A 24200-nucleotide genomic window follows, 5' to 3' on the forward strand; every position below is an offset into this window, starting at 1 on the left:
GCTTTTTATGCGCGCAGCATATTTTGCGGGGCGTAAGATTCCCTTTCATGAAAGTACTGGCTGGGAATATTTTCCGGTTGTGCTTAACGAGTTATTGGCAGGCTCGTCCGGTAGACCGTTTCAATGGCCTTCGCCATCACATCCGCGCCGAAACGGGCGCGCAGTTCTTCAGGCGGCGGCATGAGGGCGTGAAAGGCGCGCTCGTCATCAAGGGCGCGCTGCATGGTCCCGGCAATGGCGCCGGCGTCGGGCTCGGTGAGGGCAGGGGACGCCTCTCCGAAGACCTCCGGAATGCCGCCCACGGCGGTGGCGATGAGCGTGCGCCCGGCGGCCAGCGCTTCCAGAACGATATAGGGCATGGCTTCGGCGCGTGATGGCACCACCATGATCCGCGCCAGTCCGAAGGCCTCGCGCGCGGGCATGGCCGGGAGAAAGCGAATGCGCTCCCCGAAGCCGAGCTCGTCGGCCTGACGCCTGTACCCTTCAAGACCGGCCCCGTCTCCGACCATGACGGCCGTAAGGTCGCGTCCGAGCAGGTCGCGGGTAAGCGCCAGTGCGTCGATGAAGAGATCCGGTCCCTTCAGGTCGCGCATCATGCCGATATAGAGAAAGTCCGCCGCATTCCCGACTGTCCGGACAGGCTCAAACTCGGCCGGCGTCAGTCCGTTATAAACAAGCGAGAACGGTGCGCGGGGCTTCCCCACCTTCTGCTCGAAGGTGCGTTTTTCGTAGTCCGAAACGAACAGGATGTGATCGGTGAAGCGGTCCATCAGGCGCTCGATGGCGAAGAACACGCGCCCCGTCGCCGTCTCCGCCGCATAGTGCAGGCTACCGCCATGGGGCGAGTAGATGCGCGCGGGCCGCTGTCCCGCCATGCGCATCATCGTGCCGAACACACGCGCATAGACGCCGCCTTTTGCGCCATGGCCGTGAAGAACATCGGGCCGCATTTCGCGCACCACGTGATAGGCGCGCCGTGCAGCTGTCAGATCGCCGATCCCGATATGGCGCTGCATGGGCGTGCGGCGCACACCGAGAGAGAGGCTGGGCTCCAGCGCGGCGATCAGGCTTGCCTCATAGTCGCCGCCAGTGGTGGAATCGCAGATGATGCCGACATCATGCCCCGCCGCGCGCTGCGCGTCGCACAGGTCGCGCACATGGCGGAAGATGCCGCCGACCGGCGAACGAAAACAGTGAACGATGCGCAGCTTCCCACCACCAGCTTCAGCCGGCAGGGGCGTTTGCGGGGGGGATGCCTCAGAACAGGCGTTCACGGACATAGACGGTGTCACCGGGAAGCAGCGGGTCCGTGGTGACCACGCGACCGGTCAGAACCTTGCCATTGATGTCGCGGGTGATGTCCACATTGCCCTGATTGGCGCGCGGGCTGAAACCGCCGGCCGCCGCAACGGCCTTCTGTACGGTCATGCCCGGCACATAGGAATACTGACCCGGTGCGCCCACTTCGCCCATGATGAAGACCGGGCGGTAGCGGTCGACCTCGACGGTCACGTCGGGATCGCGCAGATATCCCTGGCGGAGCATGCTGGCGATGGACTGCTCGACCTGTTTGGAGGTCTTGCCGCGCGCCGGCACCGATCCCACCAGCGGAAACGCGATGTAACCGGACTGGTCGACATTATAGGTGTTGCTGAGGTTGTCCTGGTCGAAGACGGTGATGCGCAGCGTGTCGCCTGCATCAAGCACATAGGGCTGATAGAGCGCTTCGTGAAACGCCGCCGGCGCCGGGCGATAGCCCGAACAGCCTGAAGCGACAACGAGCGCTGCCAGCACTGGCAAGAATTTGGCTTTATTCTTCATGACGGACTGCAAACCTCTGGCGTCATCTTGACCCGCAAACACAGGTCCCATGGCCGTTTTATCCATCCATTAGGGTTAATGTCGGGTAAAGCGCGCTCTTATACCCTCATAGCGCGCATACCGTAACCGTCTAGCGGTGTGCGTGAAGCTTTAACCCGCTGGTTACTATGCGCGTTTACCTTGGCGCGGACCAATTTGGGAGCAGACCGCATGAACAGCGATCAGATCGCGCATGGTGACGTGGATGTCGACCTGGGCCGGCTTTTTGCCGCTGTCCGGCGCAAATGGCCGCGCATTCTGTTTGCTTCTCTCATTATTACGGGACTGGTGTTCGCGCTTGCCTATATGGCCACCCCGCAATACCGCGCGCAGACAAGGCTTCTGATCGAGACGCGCGAATCAATCTACACCCGTCCGCAGGGCGTGGGCGATGGCGACCGTCCGATTCTTGACGGGGAAGGGGTCACCAGCCAGGTCGAGCTGATCACCTCGACGGAAATCCTCGACACGGTGGCGCGCGATCTCAACCTTGCAAACCGCAAGGAGTTCTCCGGCAGCGGGGGCTCGCTTGTCTCGCGCATCCTCGTGATGGTCGGTCTCAAGAACGCGCCGGTCGAGGGCACCGACGAAGAAAAAGTGCTGCGGGCTTTTCGTGAACGGCTGACGGTCTATCGCGTCGAGAATTCGCGCGTCATCGTGATCGAGTTCTCCTCGGAAGACCCGCAGCTTGCCGCAGAGGTGCCCAATGCGGTGGCCAACGCCTATGTCGCCATGCAGAGCGACGCCAAACTTCAGTCCAACACCAGTGCGACCCAGTGGCTTGAGCCGGAAATCGAGGATTTGCGCGAGCGCGTGAAACAGGCCGAGGCGCGGGTCGCGGAATACCGCGCCCAGTCGGACCTTCTGCTTGGGCAGAACAACACCGTGCTGGCCACGCAGCAGCTTTCGGAACTCTCCAGCGAGCTTTCGCGCACCCGCGCCAACCGTTCGGCCGCAGCCGCGCAGGCGGCATCGGTGCGCAGCGCCCTTGAAAGCGGTGTGGCCATCGAGAGCATGCCGGAGGTTCTGGCGTCGCCACTCATCCAGCGGCTGCGCGAGCGGCAGGTGGAATTGAACGCGCAGATCGCCGATCTGTCGACCACGCTTCTTGGAAACCATCCGCGCATCCGCGCCCTGCGCTCGCAGTTAAGCGATCTCGATGTCCAGATTCGCAATGAGGCCACCAAGGTGCTCGCGGGGCTCGAAGCCGAGGCCGCCCGCGCGGAGCGCCGCGAGGAGGAGCTGCAGGCCGAACTCAACCGCCTCAAGGTCGCCTCGGCGCGCGCCGAAGAAGAGCAGGTGGAACTGCGCGCCCTGGAGCGCGAAGCCGCCGCACAGCGCGAATTGCTGGAATCCTATCTGACCCGCTACCGCGAGGCTGCCTCGCGCAGCGACCGCAATTATCTCCCCGCCGATGTGCGCATCTTCTCGCGCGCCATAACGCCGAGCGAGCCCTATTTCCCGAAAATCGTGCCGATCACGGCGGCGGCCTTTGTCGCTTCTCTGCTGATCATGGCCGTGATCACGCTTCTGCAGGAACTGTTCTCCGGCCGCGCCATGCGCCCGTCGGCTGTGGCGCCCGCGCCGCTTCCAGCCGCTGTTCCCATGCGGCGGGCCGAGCCTGCGTTTGATGCGGTTTCGGCCCCGGAACGGCCTTCGGAGCCGGTCCTGCCGACGCCCGAGGTCGCAGACCTTCCTTTCCCGAAGCCCGTATCGCGGACGGCCCGCTATGGCGGCATCGATGTGGAGCAGGCCTCCGAGCGGCTCGTCACCGGGGGCGTTACCCGGGCGCTGTTCATTTCGCCGGAAGGGGATGAGGCGGCTGCCGCTTCGGTTCTGGTCGCGCGGGATGTGGCTGATTCCGGCATGCGGGTCCTGTTGCTCGACCTCACTTCATCGGGTGCCGCGTCGCTTCCCATGCTGGAAAGCGTTGCCTATGCCGGCATCACCAATCTTCTGGCGTCCGAGGCAAACTTTGCCGATGTGATCCACACGGACCTGTTCTCCGAGTGCCACATCATCCCCGTTGGCACGGCGGACCCGCAGCGCGCCATGCGCGCCGCCGACCGGCTGCCCATCATCATCGAATCGCTGTCGGCTGCCTATGATGTGGTCATCATCGAGTGCGGTCCTGTCGATGCGCAGGGGATTGGACGTCTCATGTCGTCCGATACGCAGGTTCTTGTCAGCATGATTGATCCGGAAGCCGGTGAGTTGGCTGCGGAAACGGCCGAGGAACTGCGCGAGAGCGGCATTGCAACGCCCATCCTCGTTTCGCCGACTGGCGGTTCCAAGCCGCCCGCACCGCCCGGACGCGACGCCGCCTGATCCTGTACTTCCGCATTTGTGTGGCCGTCGGGAGGCTCCACCTGACGGAAAAATACCCTAGCGTCTCAGCGCCGAAAGCCGTTTGCGAACGCCCTTGGCCATGGCCCAGAGGCGCGGGTCGTTGATGACGATGCGTTTTCCGCCCGCAATGGCGCCGCGTGTCAGGGCCATTGCCCGCCCTTTGACCGTCAGCGGAACAAAGCTGTCGAACTGTACGGTCTCCAGATCACACCACAGGCGCTTGTAATATTCGTCGCCGACGCTGAAGTCATAGACCTTCAGACCCTGTTCGCAGGCTTCCTGAATGTTCTCGAAAAACAGAAAGCGCCCGGGGCTGATCTCGGTCAGCTCGTCGTCCGAGATCGAGCTGAATTCGCAGATGATGCGATCATCGGTGAGGCTGGAGCCGGTCACGGCGCGAAGCCTGCCGGCAACCTCCAGCCCGTGAAGCACGAATTTCGGATGTTCGCTTGCCGTTGCTTCGCCAAACAGCGTGTGAAACGCAGCCTGGACCGGCGCTGGCGCAAACACGTTCTGGATGCCCATCTGTGCAAAGCGCTCCGCCTTCATGGCGAAGAAGGCCTCCAGCATCGCATCCGCCTCATCCGGCGTTTTCGCCATGCGCCGTGCAAAGCCGCCGGCGGCTTCAAGCTTGCGCGCCTGCGAGCGGTGCTGCTTGCGTTTTCGCTTGCCGCTGGCGCGCAAAAGCGCCGCGTCGAATCCGCCCTCCAGATCGACCGCAAGCGACAGATTGGGGCTTTCGCTGTGCGGCCAGAAAAGAAGTGGATTGGCCACGCCATCGCAGGCATGGAGCTGACGCTCCAGGCTCAGAAGATCGATGTCCGGCCTCTGGTCATGGATGTGGCTGAGGAGGTCCCGCAGCTGGACAGAACCGATGCGGTCGTCCGTCCGCCGGTCGGTCAGCGGAAAATTGCCATTGGCATGCCGGTCGCCGATGAAGCGCGCCACGCGAAAGCGCCCCTGCGCAGCCAGCTCCAGCGGAAGGCTCAGAAGATGGCCTTCACTGTCTGAAAGCCGAACGATCAGCGTCTCGTGAACACTGTGCCTGGCCCAGGCAGAAACCCATTCAGGGCTCTGCGCCGGCATGAAGCAGGAGGCTGAGCTGTCCCCGCGATAGAGAGCCAGCGCCGCGCTATCGGCCGGGCGCAATTCGACTGTCAGCCCTGCAGGGGGGCTTGCCGTGGCGCTCGGTGTCCGTTCAGGCTGGTTGGAAACCGTCATCATCCATCGCGATCAACAGGACCGCCGCACGGGCGGCTTTTGATCCTGTGTAACCGCAAAAGGTGAAAGAAAGATCGACGGATCAGGCGTCGTTCTGCGGTCGCCCGATCATCCAGCGGATGATGAACATGGCGGGAATGATCCACAGAAGGCCGGTCAGGAAATAATAGGCAAGGTGCATCAGCGGACCGGCATCGGCCAGCTGCGCCACGGCGATTGCCGTCGACAGGATGGCGTAAATCACGACCAGCGCCACGAGGGCGACCATACCGATGAATTTTCGCAGGCGTACGGGCATTGGGAAGACCTTTCCGCCGCTTCATAGAGTGAGCCGCCCCGCGATGCAATCGCAGGCATTCACCTGCGCGACGGCTTGTCGCGTAATTGGCGCTGCGGCTTGCAACTTGCCGGGCTTTGGTTCACCTACAGACTTCTTCCGAAACGATGATGGCTGACGCTGTGGATATGACTGCTACCAGTGCTGCAACCGCGCAAGTTCCGCAGGAAACCCTGCTGCGCAATCGAAAATTCGTGCGCCTCTGGCTCTACTTTGTGCTGTTTACGCTGTTTGCGCTGGTGATCGTCGGCGGCGCGACGCGGCTGACCGAATCCGGCCTCTCCATCACCGAATGGAAACCGATCCACGGCGTGATCCCGCCGCTCAGCGAAGCCGAATGGCAGGAAGAGCTGGAGAAGTACCGCCAGATCCCCGAATACCAGCAGATCAACAAGGGCATGAGCCTTGGCGAGTTCAAGACCATCTTCTGGTGGGAATGGGCGCACCGGCTTCTGGCGCGTGGCGTCGGCTTCGTTTTTGCGCTGCCGCTGGCGTTCTTCTGGATGACCGGGCGGCTTGAAAGCGATTTGAAGCCCAAGCTTCTGGGCATTCTGGCGCTTGGCGGGCTTCAGGGCGCAGTCGGCTGGTGGATGGTCGCCTCCGGTCTTGTCGACCGTGTGGATGTGAGCCAGTACCGGCTCGCCACGCACCTCACCATCGCCTGCTTCATCTTCGCCGCCACCGCGCTGGTCGCGCGCGGGCTTGCGCCCCACTCGGCGGGGCGGGCCGAGGAGGGCATTCGCCGCTTCGCCGGCTGGATGGTGGTCGCCGTCCTCTTCCAGATCTATCTGGGTGGTCTCGTGGCCGGTCTTCGCGCAGGCATGACCTACAACACCTGGCCGCTGATGGACGGTGCGCTGGTGCCGGGCGGCCTGTTCGCGCAGACGCCTGCCTGGCTCAACTTCTTCGAGAACCCGAAGATGGTGCAGTTCATTCACCGTCTCGGCGCTTACGCGCTTCTGGCGCTGGCGCTCTGGCAGATGGTGTTCGTGCTCCGCCGTGCGCCCTCCACACCGCATGCGCGCCGGGCGGTCCTGTTTGCCGCTCTCGTTCTGGTGCAGGCGGCCATTGGCATCGTCACGCTGCTCATGGTCGTGCCCATCGACGTGGCGCTCACCCATCAGGGCGTGGCGCTGGTGGTTCTGTTCTTCGCCTGCGCCCACTGGCGCGCGACGAAGGGGCCTTATCCGCTGCCCGGCGCTCGACGTCTCAAGCGTGACGAAGACGAGGTCTACGCGGCGATCTAGCCGCGCAGAGCGTTCCAAACAAAAACGCCCCAAAACAAAAAAAGGCGCGCCCCACGGGGACGCGCCTTTTTTATTGGGCGATGTCTGGAGGCTCAGAGCCCCTGAAGCATCAAATCCATGTTCTGCACGGCAGCGCCGGAAGCGCCCTTGCCGAGATTGTCATAGACGGCGACCAGCAGGGCCTGCGCGCGCGCATCGTTGACGAAGACATGCAGCGTCATGTCATTGGTGTTGTTGTGGGTTTCCGGGTTCAGCTTTTCCGTGCGCTCGATCACGCCGTAAGGAGCGACCTTCACCACACCATCCTTGATGGCGCTGTAATGGTCGGCGAGCGCGGCATGCATCCGGGCACCCGTCGGCACGCTGTCGAGGTGACCAAGCTGCAGGGGCAGGGCGGTCAGCATCCCTTGCGCGAAATCGCCGACAGCCGGCTGCATGAGCGGCGCGCCGGCAAGGCCTGCATAGGCCTGAAGCTCCGGCAGATGCTTGTGGTTGAGCGACAGCCCATAAGGCATGAACTCCGGCGCAGCGTCACCCTTCGCTTCGTAATCCTCGATCATGGTGCGGCCGCCGCCGGAATAGCCGGAAATGCCGTTCACCGTGATGGGCAGATCGGCTGGCAGCAGGCCGGCGCGGATCAGCGGGCGCAGGAAGGCGATGGGTCCCTGCGGCCAGCAGCCGGGATTGGCGACACGCTTTGCCGTGCGGATCGCGTCGCCCTGCGCCTTGTCCATTTCGGCGAAGCCGTAGGTCCAGCCTTCGGCTACCCGATGCGCGGTCGAGGCGTCGATCACGCGGGTGCTGTCGTTCTCGATCAGCGAGACGCTTTCGCGCGCGGCATCGTCGGGAAGGCACAGAATCGCGATGTCGGCAGCGTTGAGGAACTCGGCGCGGGCCGCCGGGTCCTTGCGCTTTTCTGGCGGAATGGAGATCACTTCGATGTCGCGGCGCTCGGCCAGCCGCGTCCTGATCTGCAGGCCGGTGGTGCCGTGTTCGCCATCGATGAAGATTTTCGCCGTCATGGTGTCAGTCCTGGAAAAGAGTCGGATTTCAACTGGTTATGCGCGCCGGCGGAATCAATCCGCAAAGCGCTTGAATCGCTGCTTCAGCTCTTATCGTCGCTTTCGCGCCGCGAGAAGGCCGAGATAGTGCATGGCGATGGTCGCCCCCGCGATGGCCGTTATGTCGGCATGGTCATAGGCTGGAGCGACCTCCACCACATCCGCGCCGACGATGTCGAGCGCGCCGAGCTGGCGCAGAACGGAAAGCATCCGGGCGCTGGATGGGCCGCCGGCCACCGGTGTTCCGGTGCCGGGCGCATAAGCGGGGTCGAGGCAGTCGATATCGAAAGTGACGTAGGCAGGCCGGTCGCCGACGCGGGCCATGATGGCCTCGGCGATCTCGCCGGCCTTCATCTCTTCCACATCATGGCCGTGGAGAATGGCGATGCCGCAATCCCCCGGCGCGTGGGTGCGAATGCCGACCTGAATGGACGCCGCCGGATCGATGACGCCGTCGCGCACCGCGCGGCCGACAAAGGAGCCGTGGTCGATGCGCTTGCCGTCATCATACCAGGTGTCCTGATGCGCATCGAACTGCACGAGGGCGAGGGGCCCGTGCTTTGCTGCATGCGCTTTCAAAAGCGGCCAGGTGACGAAGTGGTCGCCGCCAAGCGAAAGCAGAAACGCATCGGATTTGAGAATCTTTGCCGCTTCGCGCTCAATGGTCGCCGGCGTCTTCTGGTGATTGCCGTAATCCAGAAGGCAGTCACCATAATCGATGACGGCCAGCGCCTCGAACAGATCGGCGTCGAACGGATATTGCGGATCATTGTCGAAGATCGCCGAGGCGCGGCGGATCGCCTGCGGGCCGAAACGCGCGCCCGGCCGGTTGGAAACGGCGGCGTCGAAGGGGATGCCCCACACGACGGCGTCGGCGCCCTTCAGCGATTTGGTGAATTTGCGGCGCATGAAGGAGAGCGCTCCCGCATAGGTCGGGTCGCTGGCCGCGCCCGTCAGGCCGCGGGCGGTGAAGGCATTGTCGATGGAATTCGACGGCATGGCGCTCCTCCTTCAGAGCATTTCGCAGTCAGGCCCACCCGCCTGACATCCGCACGAATGCGGTGAAACAAAAAGACAGAGCCCGGCTGCGACGCCATGAGGCGGTGAACCGCTCCATCGGCCCAATGGGTAGGGGGAAGGCAAAATCTGCGCAAGAAAAAAGCGGACCCGAAGGCCCGCTTTTCGTTCTTGGAAGTTCGTGAAGCTTAGCGCTTGGAGAACTGGAACGAACGACGAGCCTTTGCCCGGCCGTACTTCTTACGCTCAACCACGCGGCTGTCGCGGGTCAGGAAGCCACCCTTCTTGAGGACGCCACGCAGCTCCGGCTCGTAATGGGTCAGAGCCTTGGAGATGCCGTGACGAACTGCACCGGCCTGGCCGGACAGGCCGCCGCCAACGACAGTGGCGACAACGTCGTACTGGCCGTTGCGGTCGGCAGCAACGATCGGCTGCTGCAGGATCATCTGCAGAACCGGGCGTGCGAAGTAAGCCGCGAACTCTTTGCCATTGACGGTGATCTTGCCGGAGCCCGGCTTGACCCACACGCGGGCAATTGCGTTCTTGCGCTTGCCGGTGGCGTAAGCGCGGCCATGTGCGTCCAGCTTCTGCACATGCACCGGAGCAGCTTCCTGCTCGGCGTTCTGCGCAGCGGTTGCCGCACCCAGCTCTTCGAGGGAGTTGATTTCGGCCATTACTGGGCCCTCACATTCTTCTTGCTCATGGCGGCGACGTCGAGCGTCTCCGGGTTCTGGGCGACATGCGGGTGCTCGGCGCCTGCATAGATGCGCAGGTTCTTCATCTGGCGACGGCCAAGCGGGCCACGCGGAACCATGCGCTCAACGGCCTTCTCAACCACGCGCTCGGGGAACCGGCCCTCGAGCAGCTGGCGCGCAGTGCGCTCCTTGATGCCGCCGGGGTGACCCGTGTGCCAGTAGTATTTCTTGTCGGTGTATTTCTTGCCGGTGAAGACCACCTTGTCGGCATTGATGACGATGACGTTGTCGCCGTCGTCCACATGCGGGGTGAAGGTGGGCTTGTGCTTGCCGCGGAGACGGTTTGCGACGATGGTGGCCAGACGACCGACGACGAGACCTTCGGCGTCGATCAGGATCCACTTCTTCGTCACTTCCGCAGGCTTCTGCGAAAAGGTTTTCATGGGTCTTTTCCGTTTTACTGGACCCGGCCCGAAGGCAGGGCGTTTCTTGTTGCTTGTGTTCGCGGCTGTCTCTTCCGGTGCGGATTTCGCCAGCGCAAACCAATGCAGCACCACATTTAAGGTGCAGCGATGGTTACCTATAGACGGACCGGGGGATCGTCAAGCGCAATGTTTCGAGTATTGCGCTGAAAAAATCAATAAAAACAATGGTTTAAAAATATGGTATTATAATACCGCATGAATTGACGCCCGTTTGGCGCGCTTCAGCCGTGCAAAAGCCTATTTTGAGGGTGGAATGGAGTAGGTTCCGGTTGCGTGGGCAACGGTTTCGCCCGTGTCGCCAGCCACCAGCTCGGCCTCGAATACCATCAGCCGCCGGCCCAGTTTCAGGATGCGGCAATGGCCGTCCACGACGCCTGCCCCGGCCTTGCGCATGAAGTTGATGTTCAGGTTGGTGGTGACGGCCAGCGCCTTGCGCCCGACATGGGAGAGCGCGCAGACATAGCCGCCGATATCGGCGAGGGCAAAGAGCGAGGGGCCGGCCACCGTGTCGCCGGGGCGCAGATGCTGAAAGCCTGCTTCCAGACGCACCGTACAGCCCCCCGGCCAGACTTCCAGCGCGCGATAATCGGGCGTCTCCCCGCTGCAGGCCTGGGGAAAAACATCGCGCAGATAGAGATTGACCTCTTCCGCGTCCATCACCGGCTGGAGCACGCTGTCCGGCCTTGTGCCTTCCCGCTTCATATCCATGATCCTGACCTCCCGTTCGACGCCGGCTGGATCTGTCGCAAAAGGCCGGCTGCGAAGAGAATTGCCGGATTGCCGTTGCAACACAAGCGGCACTATGGTGACGGCGGTTCATGAACACGGAGGAAGACCATGGCCAATGCGGCGGCAGTGCAGGAGAGCGTCCAGGCGCCGGTTTCAGTCAGTGAGGCGGACGGCATTGTGCAGATCACGCTCGCGAACCCGCCGGCCAATGCCCTCTCGATCGCCATGATGGAGGCGCTGAAGGGAGCGCTCGACCGCGCCCGCGACGATGATGCGGTCCGGGTCATCGTGCTGCGTTCCGAGGGCAAGGTGTTCTGCGCCGGTCACGATCTGAAGGAACTCACGGCCCACCGCGCCGATGCGGACCGGGGCAGGGCGTTCTTCGAAAAGACCATGCTCCTCTGCTCGGGCCTCATGCAGACCATCGTGCGTCATCCCAAGCCGGTGATCGCCGAAGTGAGCGGCATCGCCACCGCTGCCGGTTGCCAGCTTGTCGCCTCCTGCGATCTGGCGGTTGCGAGCGAGACGGCGCGCTTTGCCACGCCGGGCGTGAATATCGGCCTGTTCTGTTCCACGCCCATGGTTGCCCTGTCGCGCAATGTCTCGCGCAAGCATGCGATGGAGATGCTGTTGACGGGCGAGATGGTCGATGCCGGGCGCGCGCATGCCTTCGGTCTCGTCAACCGTGTCGTGCCGCAGGATGCGTTGAATCAAACCGTGATGAATTTTGCGCAAACCATTGCTTCCAAATCGCCTTTGACGCTGAAGATCGGCAAGGAGGCGTTCTATGCACAGGCCGAGATGGAGCTGTCACAGGCCTATGATTACACGGTGCGGGTCATGGTCGAGAACATGCTCGCCCGTGATGCCGAAGAGGGCATCGGCGCGTTCATCGAAAAACGCGCTCCCGAGTGGAAAGGGAAGTAGGCATGGAGCCGCGCATCTCGCTGATCACGCTTGGCGTAGACGATCTTGAGCGCGCGGTGGCGTTTTACGAGGCCATGGGGCTTGAGCGTAATCGCAAGATGACGGGTGGTGTCGCCTTCTTCCAGATGGGCGGGATGATCCTGGCGCTCTGGCCGCGCGAGGAGCTTGTGGCCGATGTCGGCGAAGAGAATTATCGCGCAGCCCATGAGGCGGCGGCCGGGCATTCAGGTGTGGCGCTCGCCTACAACACGCGCAGCGAGGACGATGTGATCGTCGTGCTCAACCGCGCCGCCAAAGCGGGTGGCCGGATCGTGAAACCTGCCGCTCATGCCTCATGGGGCGGGTTTCAGGGGTATTTTGCCGACACAGAGGGGAACCTCTGGGAGGTCGCGTTCAATCCGGATTTTCCGATCAGCGACGACGGCGCGATCTCGCTGCCGGATTGAGCGATCTACGGGGGCGGCAAACGCGCCGCCTCCGCAAATGCCTGGCGTGAAGCAGGCGATCTAGTCGTCGCTCCAGCACACATGGGCAGGGCACGCATCGGTATCGAGCGCCGGTAAAAGCCGCACTTTGAGTGTTTCATAATGCGCAGGGCATTCGCTCTGATCCGCGACAAACCGGTCGTAGCGCCGGGGAGCCTGTGCGGTGCTCGACGGATAACGCAGGATGACCGCCCCGTTTTCGCTGATGGAATCCTGAAGCTCCCTGCAGGTCTGACCACCTGCCTGAGCGCTGCTGTTGGGGTAAAGGAGGACGCAGGCAACCGCTAACATCAATGACTTACGCATAGCTTCCCTTTCTGAAATTTTTGACTTTCAAACACGCTTTTCGCCGGCCAGAAATGCTGGTGGCTTCAGGGGCGCGCCGGGACGTTATGCAGCAGGAAAATTGCCGGTAAAAGCGGCTATAAAGTTAAATAAATCAATGATTTTTGAGATGTTCTTTTATAGCAATATAACGCCGGACGGTTCTCATGGAGACCGCATCCGGAGTACCTTTCTTTGGGCCGTTCCCGTCAGTTCCGGAATATCCACCGGCGGTCGAAAAGCCGCTCCCGCATCTCCGCCTTGCAGCGCAGAACCGGGCAGGATTCGCGGTCTGCGGTGGGGATGTAATCGCGCACGGCGATGTGCGCCACCGGGCAGAAATTCTCATTCGCCACATAGCGGTCATAGCGCGGCAGGCTCGGATTGTTGCGCGACTGGTAGCGCATGATCGCCGCACCCTCCGCATTGATCCTGGCTTGCGCCTCGGCACAGCTCATGGCAGTTGACGTGTAGCGGGATATGGCTCCGGCAGGGCTGGCCAGAACGACCATTCCAAGGGTCAGGGCGATGTATCTCAACATGATCGGTCACTTTGCTTTGAGCAGGCTGCAACGGGTGCAGCGGATAACGATTATCATATCATAGCCTGCGGCTTTGCCGAGATTGAGGCGGCATTCGCAGGGTTCGGGAGCGACGATGAACCACGACAGTTACGACGACGCCTATATTTCCGGCATTCTGAACACGGTGAAGAGCGTCACCATTGTGGGTGCTTCGGCCAATGAGGTCAGGCCCAGCTTCTTTGTCACGAAGTATCTGATCGACAAGGGATACACGGTGTTTCCCGTCAATCCCGGTCAGGCCGGCAAGGAGATCGCCGGTCGTCCCGTCGCCGCAACGCTTGCCGATCTCGCCGAGCCCGTCGACATGGTCGATGTCTTCCGCCCATCCTCCGCCATTCCGGGCCTGACGGAAGAGATCCTCGCCATGGAGACGCTCCCCAAAGTGGTCTGGATGCAGCTAACTGTGCGTGACGATGCGTCCGCAAAACGGCTTGAGGAGAAGGGCATTCAGGTCGTGATGGATCGCTGCCCGAAGATCGAATATGCGCGGCTTTCACGCGAAATCGGCTGGAACGGCGTCAACAGCCGCGTGATTTCGTCGAAAAAGCCGATCATGCGCAAAGGTTTCCAGAGCTTCGGCATTCGCCAGCGCTGATTTTTCAGTGCAGCCGGTCGGCGGGGCATAAATCTCCTTTGCCTGCGACCAAGGGCTCTGTATTGATGCCCGCAACCCTGATTTTTGACATGGAGGGATTGTCATATGAGTGAGCGTACTCCCGGTTTCGACACGCTGGCGGTGCATGCAGGGGCCCAGCCCGATCCGGCGACAGGCGCACGCGCCACGCCGATCTACCAGACCACCTCCTATGTCTTCGACGATGCGGACCATGCCGCTTCGCTGTTCGGCCTCAAGGCCTTCGGCAACATCTACACCCGCATCATGAATCCCACCCAGGCCGTGCTCGAAGAGCGCGTTGCAGCCCTTGAGGGCGGCACGGCGGCGCTGGCCACGGCTTCCGGCCATGCGGCTCAGTTGCTGACCTTCCACAATCTCATGCGGCCGGGCGCGAATTTCATCGCTGCCAAAAGGCTTTACGGCGGTTCCATCAATCAGTTCGGCCATGCCTTCAAGAATTTCGACTGGCATGTCCGCTGGGCCGATCCGGAGAATTTCGACAGTTTCGAAAGCCAGATCGATGACGACACGCAGGCGATCTTCGTTGAGAGCCTGGCCAATCCGGGCGGCACTTTCGTGGATCTGGAAAAGATTGGCGACATTGCGCGCCGTCACGGCCTGCCGCTGATCGTCGACAACACGATGGCGTCGCCCTACCTGCTGCGTCCCATCGAGCATGGCGCGGACATCGTGCTGCACTCGCTCACCAAGTTCATGGGCGGCCACGGCAATTCCGTGGGCGGTGCGCTGGTCGATGGCGGCACGTTCGACTGGTCGAAGTCCGGCAAATATCCGATGCTCTCCGAGCCGCGCCCTGAATATGGCGGCATGGTTCTGCACGAGACCTTCGGCAATTTCGCCTTCGCAATCGCAGCCCGCGTTCTGGGCCTGCGCGATTTCGGCCCGGCGATCTCGCCCTTCAACGCCTTCCAGATCCTCACCGGCATCGAGACGCTGGCGCTTCGCATGCAGCGCCACAGCGACAATGCGCTGAAGGTGGCCGAATGGCTCAAGGGGCACGACAAGGTGTCGTGGGTTTCCTATCCGGGCCTGCCGGAAGATCCCAACCACGCGCTCATGAAGAAGTATTCGCCCAAGGGCGCTGGCGCTGTCTTCACCTTCGGCCTGAAGGACGGGTTCGATGCGGGCGTGAAGGTGGTGGAGAGCGTCGAACTCTTCTCGCATCTGGCCAATATCGGCGACACCAAGTCGCTGATCATCCATCCGGCTTCCACCACTCACCGCCAGCTCTCCGACGAGCAGAAGGCGGCGGCTGGCGCCGGCGTCGATGTGATCCGCCTGTCCATCGGCATTGAGGACGTGGCAGACATCATCGCCGATCTGGAGCAGGCGCTCGCCAAGATCTGATCGAAGCGACTGATCGCGAATGCAATAACGGCGCGGGCTGAAAGGCCCGCGCCGTTTCTTATTGCAGGGAGGTGGGGGCGCTAGGAGGCGTCCCAGACGCAGTCCAGCCGCTCCAGCCCGTGAAAATGGTAGGTGTCGCCATAGGTCGGCGGCGTCTTCAGGGCGAGCGAGGGCAGGCGCTCGAACAAAACCTTTAGCCCCACCTGCATTTCCAGCCGCGCCAATGGCGCGCCGATGCAGAAATGAATGCCCGCGCCGAACGACACATTCTTCTGGTCGGGGCGATCGGGGCGGAAACTGCGCGGCTCCTCGAAAGCCGTCAGGTCGTTGTTGGCTGCGCCCAGGAGCAGGCCGACCGTCTCGCCGGGCTTCAGGGTCAGGCCCGGAGCGACTTCCACCGTCTCATAGGCATAACGGGTGAACATGTGCAGCGGCGGATCGTAGCGCAGGCATTCCTCCACCGTTGCCGCCGCTTCCGCGTCGGAGCCGAAGAAGCGCCGCGGATCGCCGCCCTGCGCCAGCAGGGTCGATACGGCGTTGCCCAGCTGGTGCACGGTTGCCTCATGCCCTGCGTTCAAAAGAAGAATGGCCGAAGAGACAAGCTCATCCTCGCTCAGCCGTTCGCCATCTTCCTGCGCGGCGATGAGCAGGCTCAGCAGATCATCGCCCGGTGTGGCGCTGCGCTTTCTGGCGTAGTCGCGGATGAAGGCGGCGAAGTCGCGCGCGGCCTCATCGGCGCTGCGCTGCGTCTCTTCGTCAGAGCCGTGCATATACATGGCGACCATGCGATGCGACCATTCCACGAGCTGCGGCCCCATATCCGTGGGCACGCCCAGCATCTCCGTGATGATCACCAGCGGAATGGGCGTTGCATAGGCGTCAAGCAGCTCCGCTTCGCCGGTCTTCTCAAAACCGTCGATCAGCGTGTGGCAGAGCGTCTCGACGCGGGGGCGCAGCCGCTCGACCTGGCGTGAGACGAAGGCGCGGTTGACGAGCTTCCTGAGCCGCGTGTGCACGGGCGGCTCGATCTCAAGCATCGAGTTGGCCTCGATGGCGTCGAAATGCTTCAGATGCGTGCGCGTGGCCGGGTCGGGCTTCTGGTCGGCGGGTTGCTCGCGTCCAAGGCGCCGGTCGCGCAGCGCGCGGTTGACGCTTTCATAGTCGGTCAGGCACCAGAAGCCGAAGTCGTCCCAGAAGAACGCGGGCGCATGGGCGTGCAGATAGGCATAGGCCGGGTAGGGATCCTGAACGAAGTCCGGATCGTGCGGATCGAGCCGAACGGCTTTGCGATCATGATCGTAGAGGAGGTGGGCTGGTCTTTGGGGCATGATGGTGCGGTCCGGCTTGATGGGCGCCTCAAGGGGCCCCCGATGGGTACATTGCGTCGCGCGCGGGGCGCGGTATGGGCCTGTCAGAACCGGCGAATCGAACGCCGGCGATCATCAAGATAAAGGCTTGCTCTTGCGTCGGGGGAATGGGGCATCATATCTATCCCGTTGAACCAAACGATTCTGCCGCTTTTGCGTGCGCCAGCCAATCGGGCGTGCGACCTCAAACCGAAAGGTGTTTTCATGCCGAATCCCGTCGATACCGCCATGAATCTGGTGCCCATGGTCGTCGAGCAGACGAACCGGGGTGAACGGGCTTACGACATCTTCTCGCGCCTCCTCAAGGAGCGCATTATCTTCATCACCGGCCCGATCGAGGATAGCATGGCCTCGCTGGTCTGTGCGCAGCTCCTCTTCCTCGAGGCAGAGAACCCGAAGAAAGAGATCGCGCTCTACATCAACTCGCCGGGTGGCGTGGTGACGTCGGGCATGGCCATCTACGACACGATGCAGTTCATCCAGCCGCCGGTCTCCACGCTGTGCATCGGCCAGGCTGCGTCGATGGGCTCGCTGCTTCTGTGCGCCGGCCACAAGGACATGCGCTTTGCGACGCCGAACGCGCGCATCATGGTGCATCAGCCTTCGGGCGGCTTCCAGGGCCAGGCGTCCGATATCGAGCGCCACGCGCAGGACATCATCAAGCTCAAGCGTCGTCTGAACGAGGTCTATGTCCAGCACACCGGCCAGGATTACGACACGATCGAGCGCACGCTTGACCGCGATCATTTCATGACCTCGGACGAGGCGCAGGAGTTTGGCCTGATCGACAAGGTCGTCAGCTCCCGCGACACGCCCGAGAAAGCAGCCGAATCCTGATTCGGAACGCGGCTTTTGCAATCGGTCTGCCCGGCCTTGTGCCGGGCATGGCGCGGTTTGGCCGGCATTTGCCGCCGATTGCGTCATTTCCGTCACATTTTTGTGTTTGCAGCCGGTGTGTGAACGCCTACGTTAAGTCTATATTGAGTTTCCAGATCCAAGGTCTGGACAGGGGCTCGGTATGGTTGCCGCGTTTTCGGATTTGTGTTTCGTTTCGAGGACAGAGCGTGGACCGCCCGGGGCTATCGTGTTCCGAGGCACCATGACCGCCCGGCAAGTGCGGGTCGACCTGCCGGTGGTAGTGAAAGGACGTAAGACATGAGCAAGGCCAGCAACGGCAGCGGAGACTCCAAGAACACGCTGTACTGCTCCTTCTGCGGCAAAAGCCAGCACGAAGTCCGCAAGCTTATTGCGGGACCCACTGTCTTCATTTGTGACGAGTGCGTCGAACTGTGCATGGACATCATCCGCGAGGAAAACAAATCCTCGATGGTGAAGTCGCGCGAGGGCGTGCCCACACCGCAGGAAATTATCGAGGTGCTGGACGATTATGTGATCGGTCAGGCGCATGCCAAGCGCGTGCTGTCTGTGGCCGTCCACAATCACTACAAGCGCCTGGCCCACGCATCCAAGAATGCCGAGGTCGAACTCGCCAAGTCCAACATTCTGCTGATCGGCCCGACCGGTTGCGGCAAGACGCTTCTGGCCCAGACGCTGGCGCGCATCATTGATGTGCCCTTCACCATGGCCGATGCGACGACGCTGACCGAGGCCGGTTATGTGGGCGAGGACGTCGAGAACATCATTCTCAAGCTGCTTCAGTCGGCCGACTACAATGTCGAGCGGGCGCAGCGCGGCATCGTCTATATCGACGAGATCGACAAGATTTCGCGCAAGTCCGACAATCCTTCGATCACGCGGGATGTTTCGGGCGAGGGCGTGCAGCAGGCGCTGCTGAAGATCATGGAAGGCACGGTCGCTTCCGTACCGCCGCAGGGCGGTCGCAAGCATCCCCAGCAGGAGTTCCTGCAGGTGGACACGGCCAATATCCTGTTCATCTGCGGCGGCGCTTTTGCCGGCCTCGACAGGATCATTTCCGACCGTGGCCGCAAGACCTCCATCGGCTTCGGCGCGACGGTGGCCTCTCCGGAAGATCGCCCGACGGGCGAGCTGTTCCGCCAGGTCGAGCCGGAAGATCTTCTGAAATTCGGTCTCATCCCCGAATTCGTTGGCCGTCTGCCGGTTCTGGCGACGCTTGAGGACCTCGACGAGGCTGCACTGGTGCAGATCCTCAGCGAGCCCAAGAACGCGCTGGTGAAGCAGTATCAGCGTCTGTTCGACATGGAGAATGTCGAGCTGACCTTCCACGAGAACGCGCTTGCCGCGATTGCCCGCAAGGCAATCGAGCGCAAGACCGGCGCCCGTGGCCTGCGGTCGATCATGGAAGCGATCCTGCTCGACACGATGTTCGAATTGCCGGCGCTGGAAGGCGTCCAGGAAGTGGTGATCTCCGATGAGGTGGTCGCCGGCAATGCTCGCCCGCTCTACATCTATGCGGAGCGCGAGCAGGAAAAAGGCAATGCGAGCGCCTGACGATTGTTCGGCGTTTCGATGTGCAAAGCGTTTCAGCGTCACCGGGGCTCCGCTTCGGTGACGTTGTGTTGTCTGCACTATTCTTGTCCACCGTTTGCCCAGATCGAGAAGCCTGAAGGGCGCTTGCTGTGTGTCCGGCCCATGCATCATGCGTAAGCCCTTGATCTTCTCGGTCCATGTCTCCAACTAAGGGGGGAGCAATGGTGGGGTGGTTTCCATTCACGCATCGCGCGACAATGCGGGTGCTTCTGGTGGATAACGCTCTGGCCGGATAGACTGAAGTCCGCGGCTGGCTCTTGAGCGGCTGCGGTTTGAAAGGCTGAAACATGACTGATACCCCCAAGACCGCTGGTGGTGCTCTGTATCCCGTGTTGCCCCTGCGCGACATTGTGGTGTTCCCGCATATGATTGTTCCGCTCTTCGTCGGCCGCGACAAGTCGATCAAGGCGCTGGAAGAGGTGATGGGCGCCGAGCGTCAGATCCTGCTGGCGACGCAGATGAACGCGGCGGACGACGATCCGGAGCCGAGTGGCATCTATGATATCGGTACGCTGGCTAACGTTCTGCAGCTCCTGAAACTGCCCGACGGCACGGTGAAAGTGCTGGTTGAGGGCACGTCGCGTGCGCGTGTTTCGCAGTTCAGTGATCGTGAAGAGTTTCACGAGGCAACCGCCGATCTGCTTCCCGAGCCGGAGGAAGATCAGGTCGAGATCGAGGCGCTGGCGCGTTCGGTGGTCTCGGACTTCGAGAATTACGTCAAGCTGAACAAGAAGATTTCGCCCGAAGTGGTCGGTGCGGCGAACCAGATCGAGGATTACTCGAAGCTGGCCGATACCGTTGCCTCGCATCTGGCGATCAAGATCCCTGAAAAGCAGGAAATGCTGGCCACGCTCTCCGTGCGCGAGCGGCTTGAAAAGGCCATGGGCTTCATGGAAGCCGAGATTTCCGTGCTGCAGGTGGAAAAGCGTATCCGCAGCCGCGTGAAGCGGCAGATGGAGAAGACCCAGCGCGAGTACTATCTGAATGAGCAGATGAAGGCCATTCAGAAGGAGCTCGGCGAGGGCGAGGACGGCCGCAACGAGGCTGCCGAGCTCGAAGAGCGGATCAAGAAGACGAAGCTCTCCAAGGAAGCGCGTGAGAAGGCCGAGGCCGAGCTGAAGAAGCTCAAAACCATGTCGCCCATGTCGGCCGAGGCCACCGTGGTGCGCAACTATCTCGACTGGCTGCTCTCCATTCCGTGGAAGAAGCCGAGCAAGATCAAGAACGATCTCGAATTTTCCGAGAACGTGCTCGACACGGACCATTTCGGTCTCGAGAAGGTCAAGGAGCGGATCGTCGAGTATCTGGCGGTGCAGAGCCGTCAGAAGAAGCTCAAGGGCCCGATCCTGTGCCTCGTCGGACCGCCCGGCGTCGGCAAGACCTCGCTCGCCAAGTCCATCGCCAAGGCCACCGGACGCGAATATGTCCGCATGGCGCTCGGCGGCGTGCGTGACGAGGCCGAGATCCGTGGTCACCGCCGCACCTATATCGGCTCGATGCCCGGCAAGGTCATCCAGTCGATGAAGAAGGCGCAGAAGTCCAACCCGCTCTTCCTGCTCGACGAGATCGACAAGATGGGCATGGATTTCCGTGGCGATCCGTCTTCGGCCCTGCTCGAGGTTCTCGATCCCGAGCAGAACTCGACCTTCATGGATCACTATCTCGAGGTTGAGTACGACCTGTCGAGCGTGATGTTCGTCACCACGGCCAACACGCTGAACATTCCGCCGGCGCTGATGGACCGTATGGAGATCATCCGCATCGCCGGTTACACCGAGGATGAGAAGGTGGAGATCGCCAAGCGGCATCTTCTGCCCAAGGCCGTGCGCGAACATGCGCTTGAGCCGCAGGAGTTCTCGGTGACCGACGGCGCGCTGCGCGAGATCATCCGCACCTACACCCGCGAAGCGGGCGTGCGTAACCTTGAGCGTGAGCTGATGAAGCTTGCCCGCAAGGCGGTGACGGAGATCCTGCGCAACGCCAAGAAGGACGGCGGCAAGGAAAAGGTCGAAGTGACCGAGGACAATCTGGCCGACTATCTGGGCGTTCAGCGTTATCGCTTCGGTCAGGCCGAGGGCGAGGATCAGGTCGGTGTGGTCACCGGTCTGGCCTGGACCGAGGTTGGCGGCGAGCTTCTGACCATCGAAGGCGTCATGATGCCGGGCAAGGGCAAGATGACCGTCACCGGCAATCTGCGTGACGTGATGAAGGAATCGATTTCCGCAGCGGCGTCTTACGTACGCTCGCGCGCGGTCGATTTCGGTATCGAACCGCCCGTGTTCGACAAGAAGGACATCCACGTGCACGTGCCGGAAGGCGCGACGCCCAAGGATGGCCCGTCGGCCGGTGTTGCCATGGCGACCTCCATCGTGTCGATCATGACCGGCATCCCGGTGCGCAAGGACATCGCCATGACCGGCGAGATCACCCTGCGTGGCCGTGTGCTTCCCATTGGCGGTCTGAAGGAAAAGCTCCTGGCGGCGCTGCGCGGCGGCATCAAGAAGGTGCTGATCCCCGAAGAGAACGCCAAGGATCTGGCTGACATTCCCGAGAACGTGAAGAACGGTCTTGAGATCGTGCCCGTCAGCCGCGTCGGCGAGGTGCTGGAACATGCTCTCGTGCGGATGCCCGAGCCGATTGAATGGGTCGAGCCTGCGGAGCCGGCCAGCAAGGTTGGCGTTGGAAATGAGGGGCCTGCCGTCGCCCATTGACGGCTTGCCCTGAACCGGTTCGGCAAAGCGGTCGAGCCGGTGCAGCACAAGGGATTGCGCCACTTTGTGGCCGTAATTTCGCTAAAATCGACAAAAGCCGGGCTTCGTGCCCGGCTTTTCTGTCGAAAACCCCGGAAAACATGGGTTTGCGAGTAGTTTTTGATCATTTCTTGCTTGGTCGGGACACTTGTTCTCCCTAGACTGCCTCGAGCTGAGTGAGTCGCATCACTTGGTCCTTATCAGGAAGGGGTAATTACATGAACAAGAACGAGCTCGTATCCGCAGTCGCAGAAGAGGCCAACCTCTCCAAGGGCGACGCCCAGTCCGCGGTCGATGCGGTTTTTGCCGTTATCGAAGGCGAACTCAAGAAGGGTGGGGACGTGCGCCTCGTCGGCTTCGGAAACTTCTCCGTTTCTCGGCGTGAGGCTTCCACCGGCCGCAACCCGCAGACCGGTGCCGCAGTTCAGATCCCGGCCCGCAACGTGCCGAAGTTCTCGGCCGGCAAAGGCCTCAAGGACGCAGTCAACGCCTGATTGCGCCCTTTTGGGAATACAAGAAAAGCCGGGTTTCGACCCGGCTTTTCTTTTGTCTGCTGTTCAGTTGCCCGCCTGCCCGGTCCCAGTCGCCCCGCTTGGGCCGGGACTTGTCGCAGGATGGGCGATCTGCATTATGCAGCGCATTGTTTGCGGTCGGGGAGGGCCGATGATGAAGCGCATATTGGTGGCTGTGGCGGCCGCGGTCCTGTCAGGCCCGGCGCTGGCGGATGAATTCCGGGAACTCGAGCCCGTGTTGTTTTCCATGTCACGTGATCTGCGGCCTGATGAAGCTGCCGAATACGCTTTCTACATCAGGAAGAAGGGGCATGACTGTCAGCTTGCGCTGACGGCGGAACTCGTTGAGGAAAGCGGCGACTTTTCGCGTTTTGTCGAGAAGGTTCTCTGCAGGCTTGAGGATGATGCGGCGGGAGTGCAGCCGGCTGCCTATCGCGTTGAGGGCGACGATGATGCGGCGACGATTCTCATCCGCCCGTGGACCGACGCCGATACCGAGAAATACCGATAGAATCGTTCAGCCCGTCAACGTAGCGCTGTGATTCTTGTGCGGGCGGTGGAAACGCCTGAATTCTCTCAAAAGTGAAGATTCGCAGTGATCCGGCAGCCTACTCGGGCGTCGGGCGCCTCAGACCGCGCGCTGTGTCATATGCAGGAGCGGGTAAGGACGGCCTCCACCGTCCCGTGGTGAGCGTGCATGCACCGCAAAGCCCATTCTGCGGTAAAAGGCGAGCGCCTGCCCGTTCTGCTCGTTCACGTCCAGCGTGAGGCGATTCCCGGCGATTTGGCGGGCATGGGTAATGAGAAGCCTGCCAAGCCCCTTGCCACGCTCCTCAGGGGCCACAAACAGGCTGTCGATGTGCGATTTGTCGATTCCCATGAAGGCCAGCGGAGAATCGCGCTCATCAACGGCAACCCAGAGAGACGCGCAGGGCAGATATTTTTCCGCGACGTCCCGTTCGATGGCGCGGAAGTCGGATTCGGCCAGAAAATCGTGAGTCGCACGCACCGAGCCCCGCCAGATCTCGATCAGATCGACCAGATCGTCTTTCCGGGCTTTGCGAATCTCAGCCACACCGGCTCCATGCGGGAAAAACAGCACTCATAGCCTGAAAGTCCGCGTATGGCGGGGCAGGAAAAGCGCAAAAGTGAGGGAGGGAATGGTGGGCGATGAGAGACTCGAATTGTCATTTCTCTCATCGTTCTTCGCGTAAGTCACTGACAATATTTGGCTTTCAAGTTAGGAATGAATTCATTTTGTAACAATGTAATGGCTTCAAAATTGTGCGTCGTTTCTGTGGAAAGTTCACCTAGGACGGTGTCGTGGGTAGTTGAACTAAAATGATGGAAGGCTTTCGAGCCAAGCGCCGACACCCTCTATCGCATGACCAACTGCGTCATAGAGTGATGGCTTAAGTTTCTCAAAAACTAGCGTAGCTTCGTTCCCTATGACGCCTGCTAAACCTGCGGCCGCGATCCATCCTAGTCCGGTTAATTTCGTTTTAGCTGCTCGTCGTAATACTGATAGGTTGGCTTCAATATTCCTCCGGTCCGGTGAAGCCTTTGTGCTTTCTCTGCGGATTTCATCAATTGCGCTGGCTAGTTCGAGAAGTTGTTTTTGAGAGGCTGGGGGCTCGATCTCAAGCAGGCTAGGTGGGTTATTATGCCCACGGTTTGGCGCGGTCTGCATCTGCTGTCTGATGAGGTCTTCTAGAATGCCCAGCTTGTCCAGCATCTCTTTCCGGAGTGTGGCTGAAGTGGTCCCGGAAAATCGGACAGTCAGCTAAGGTGTATCCC

The 24200-nt window shown here is 61.5% G+C and carries 25 protein-coding genes; 11 read left to right on the forward strand and 14 right to left on the reverse strand.

Translation table 11 applies throughout. The features are described from left to right. Positions 1-83: 83 nt before the first annotated feature. Together NDI72_RS02245 and NDI72_RS02250 are read right to left on the reverse strand one after the other, a co-directional pair. The gene (locus NDI72_RS02245; RefSeq protein WP_283799412.1) at positions 84-1280 is read right to left on the reverse strand and encodes a glycosyltransferase family 4 protein; all 1197 of its coding nucleotides are present in this window, start codon (positions 1278-1280) and stop codon (positions 84-86) included. Continuing rightward, positions 1258-1821 carry a polysaccharide biosynthesis/export family protein gene (locus tag NDI72_RS02250; RefSeq protein WP_206546692.1) on the reverse strand — a complete coding sequence of 188 codons (564 nt, stop codon included), beginning with the start codon at positions 1819-1821 and terminating at the stop codon, positions 1258-1260. The genes NDI72_RS02245 and NDI72_RS02250 overlap by 23 nt, the downstream gene beginning before the upstream one ends. 210 nt (positions 1822-2031) lie before the next feature. Between NDI72_RS02250 and NDI72_RS02255 the strand changes: the two genes are divergently transcribed. Then, positions 2032-4188, forward strand: a complete 2157-nt coding sequence (locus tag NDI72_RS02255; protein WP_206993530.1) for a GumC family protein — start codon at positions 2032-2034, stop codon at positions 4186-4188. Between the two features lie 57 nt (positions 4189-4245). On the opposite strand, the gene NDI72_RS02260 is transcribed toward NDI72_RS02255, so the two are convergent. Beyond that, positions 4246-5433 (reverse strand): GNAT family N-acetyltransferase, encoded by a 1188-nt coding sequence (locus NDI72_RS02260; RefSeq protein ID WP_283799415.1) that lies wholly within the window; start codon positions 5431-5433, stop codon positions 4246-4248. A 79-nt stretch (positions 5434-5512) separates the two neighbouring features. Continuing rightward, complete coding sequence (locus NDI72_RS02265; RefSeq protein WP_283799417.1) at positions 5513-5728, reverse strand: DUF2842 domain-containing protein; 216 nt, start codon at positions 5726-5728, stop codon at positions 5513-5515. 167 nt (positions 5729-5895) lie between these two features. Here NDI72_RS02265 and NDI72_RS02270 point away from each other — a divergent pair, with 167 nt between their 5' ends. Next, a complete protein-coding gene (locus NDI72_RS02270) occupies positions 5896-7014 on the forward strand; it encodes a COX15/CtaA family protein (RefSeq protein WP_283799418.1) in 1119 nt (372 codons plus the stop codon). Between the two features lie 92 nt (positions 7015-7106). Here the strand turns inward: NDI72_RS02270 and argC are convergent, their stop codons facing one another. From argC to NDI72_RS02295, 5 genes are all read right to left on the reverse strand, one after another. Continuing rightward, positions 7107-8036, reverse strand: coding sequence for an N-acetyl-gamma-glutamyl-phosphate reductase (gene argC, locus NDI72_RS02275; protein WP_283799419.1), 930 nt, complete (start codon positions 8034-8036; stop codon positions 7107-7109). A 90-nt stretch (positions 8037-8126) separates the two neighbouring features. Continuing rightward, on the reverse strand, positions 8127-9074 hold the full coding sequence (gene speB / locus NDI72_RS02280) for an agmatinase (RefSeq protein ID WP_283799420.1): 948 nt from the start codon (positions 9072-9074) through the stop codon (positions 8127-8129). 206 nt (positions 9075-9280) lie between these two features. After that, entirely contained in the window at positions 9281-9766 is a 486-nt protein-coding gene (gene rpsI, locus NDI72_RS02285; protein ID WP_113154925.1) for a 30S ribosomal protein S9, read from the reverse strand. Continuing rightward, entirely contained in the window at positions 9766-10230 is a 465-nt protein-coding gene (gene rplM / locus NDI72_RS02290; protein WP_113154926.1) for a 50S ribosomal protein L13, read from the reverse strand. The genes rpsI and rplM overlap by 1 nt, the downstream gene beginning before the upstream one ends. Positions 10231-10509: 279 nt before the next feature. After that, on the reverse strand, positions 10510-10980 hold the full coding sequence (locus NDI72_RS02295; protein WP_283799426.1) for a PaaI family thioesterase: 471 nt from the start codon (positions 10978-10980) through the stop codon (positions 10510-10512). 129 nt (positions 10981-11109) lie between these two features. Here NDI72_RS02295 and NDI72_RS02300 point away from each other — a divergent pair, with 129 nt between their 5' ends. Together NDI72_RS02300 and NDI72_RS02305 are read left to right on the forward strand one after the other, a co-directional pair. After that, positions 11110-11928: an enoyl-CoA hydratase gene (locus tag NDI72_RS02300; protein WP_283799428.1), complete on the forward strand. Its 819-nt coding sequence runs from the start codon at positions 11110-11112 to the stop codon at positions 11926-11928. 2 nt (positions 11929-11930) lie between these two features. Further along, positions 11931-12374, forward strand: a complete 444-nt coding sequence (locus NDI72_RS02305; protein WP_206546686.1) for a VOC family protein — start codon at positions 11931-11933, stop codon at positions 12372-12374. Between the two features lie 60 nt (positions 12375-12434). On the opposite strand, the gene NDI72_RS02310 is transcribed toward NDI72_RS02305, so the two are convergent. Both NDI72_RS02310 and NDI72_RS02315 read right to left on the reverse strand, forming a co-directional pair. After that, positions 12435-12719 carry a hypothetical protein gene (locus tag NDI72_RS02310; RefSeq protein ID WP_113154929.1) on the reverse strand — a complete coding sequence of 95 codons (285 nt, stop codon included), beginning with the start codon at positions 12717-12719 and terminating at the stop codon, positions 12435-12437. 227 nt (positions 12720-12946) lie between these two features. Next, on the reverse strand, positions 12947-13279 hold the full coding sequence (locus NDI72_RS02315; RefSeq protein WP_113154930.1) for a hypothetical protein: 333 nt from the start codon (positions 13277-13279) through the stop codon (positions 12947-12949). Between the two features lie 115 nt (positions 13280-13394). Between NDI72_RS02315 and NDI72_RS02320 the strand changes: the two genes are divergently transcribed. After that, the gene (locus NDI72_RS02320; RefSeq protein ID WP_283799432.1) at positions 13395-13916 is read left to right on the forward strand and encodes a CoA-binding protein; all 522 of its coding nucleotides are present in this window, start codon (positions 13395-13397) and stop codon (positions 13914-13916) included. Between the two features lie 105 nt (positions 13917-14021). Beyond that, complete coding sequence (locus NDI72_RS02325) at positions 14022-15305, forward strand: O-acetylhomoserine aminocarboxypropyltransferase (RefSeq protein ID WP_113154932.1); 1284 nt, start codon at positions 14022-14024, stop codon at positions 15303-15305. A gap of 80 nt (positions 15306-15385) precedes the next feature. Here the strand turns inward: NDI72_RS02325 and NDI72_RS02330 are convergent, their stop codons facing one another. Further along, on the reverse strand, positions 15386-16633 hold the full coding sequence (locus NDI72_RS02330; RefSeq protein WP_283799434.1) for a cytochrome P450: 1248 nt from the start codon (positions 16631-16633) through the stop codon (positions 15386-15388). 243 nt (positions 16634-16876) lie between these two features. On the opposite strand from NDI72_RS02330, the gene NDI72_RS02335 reads away from it, so the two are divergent. From NDI72_RS02335 to NDI72_RS02355, 5 genes are all read left to right on the forward strand, one after another. Next, positions 16877-17509 (forward strand): ATP-dependent Clp protease proteolytic subunit, encoded by a 633-nt coding sequence (locus tag NDI72_RS02335; RefSeq protein WP_113154934.1) that lies wholly within the window; start codon positions 16877-16879, stop codon positions 17507-17509. 318 nt (positions 17510-17827) lie between these two features. Continuing rightward, positions 17828-19102 carry an ATP-dependent Clp protease ATP-binding subunit ClpX gene (clpX, locus tag NDI72_RS02340; protein ID WP_206549073.1) on the forward strand — a complete coding sequence of 425 codons (1275 nt, stop codon included), beginning with the start codon at positions 17828-17830 and terminating at the stop codon, positions 19100-19102. Between the two features lie 326 nt (positions 19103-19428). Next, a complete protein-coding gene (gene lon / locus NDI72_RS02345; protein WP_206546683.1) occupies positions 19429-21852 on the forward strand; it encodes an endopeptidase La in 2424 nt (807 codons plus the stop codon). 257 nt (positions 21853-22109) lie between these two features. Next, positions 22110-22385, forward strand: coding sequence for a DNA-binding protein HupB (hupB, locus tag NDI72_RS02350; protein ID WP_113154937.1), 276 nt, complete (start codon positions 22110-22112; stop codon positions 22383-22385). Positions 22386-22557: 172 nt separating this feature from the next. After that, positions 22558-22914, forward strand: coding sequence for a hypothetical protein (locus NDI72_RS02355; protein WP_283799437.1), 357 nt, complete (start codon positions 22558-22560; stop codon positions 22912-22914). A 117-nt stretch (positions 22915-23031) separates the two neighbouring features. Here NDI72_RS02355 and NDI72_RS02360 read toward each other — a convergent pair whose 3' ends face one another. Both NDI72_RS02360 and NDI72_RS02365 read right to left on the reverse strand, forming a co-directional pair. Beyond that, positions 23032-23478, reverse strand: a complete 447-nt coding sequence (locus NDI72_RS02360; protein WP_283799439.1) for an acetyltransferase — start codon at positions 23476-23478, stop codon at positions 23032-23034. 261 nt (positions 23479-23739) lie between these two features. Beyond that, a complete protein-coding gene (locus tag NDI72_RS02365; protein ID WP_283799441.1) occupies positions 23740-24138 on the reverse strand; it encodes a hypothetical protein in 399 nt (132 codons plus the stop codon). Positions 24139-24200: the final 62 nt, after the last annotated feature.

It is taken from the genome of Nitratireductor sp. GZWM139, from assembly GCF_030068685.1.
GTDB lineage: Bacteria > Pseudomonadota > Alphaproteobacteria > Rhizobiales > Rhizobiaceae > Nitratireductor > Nitratireductor aquimarinus.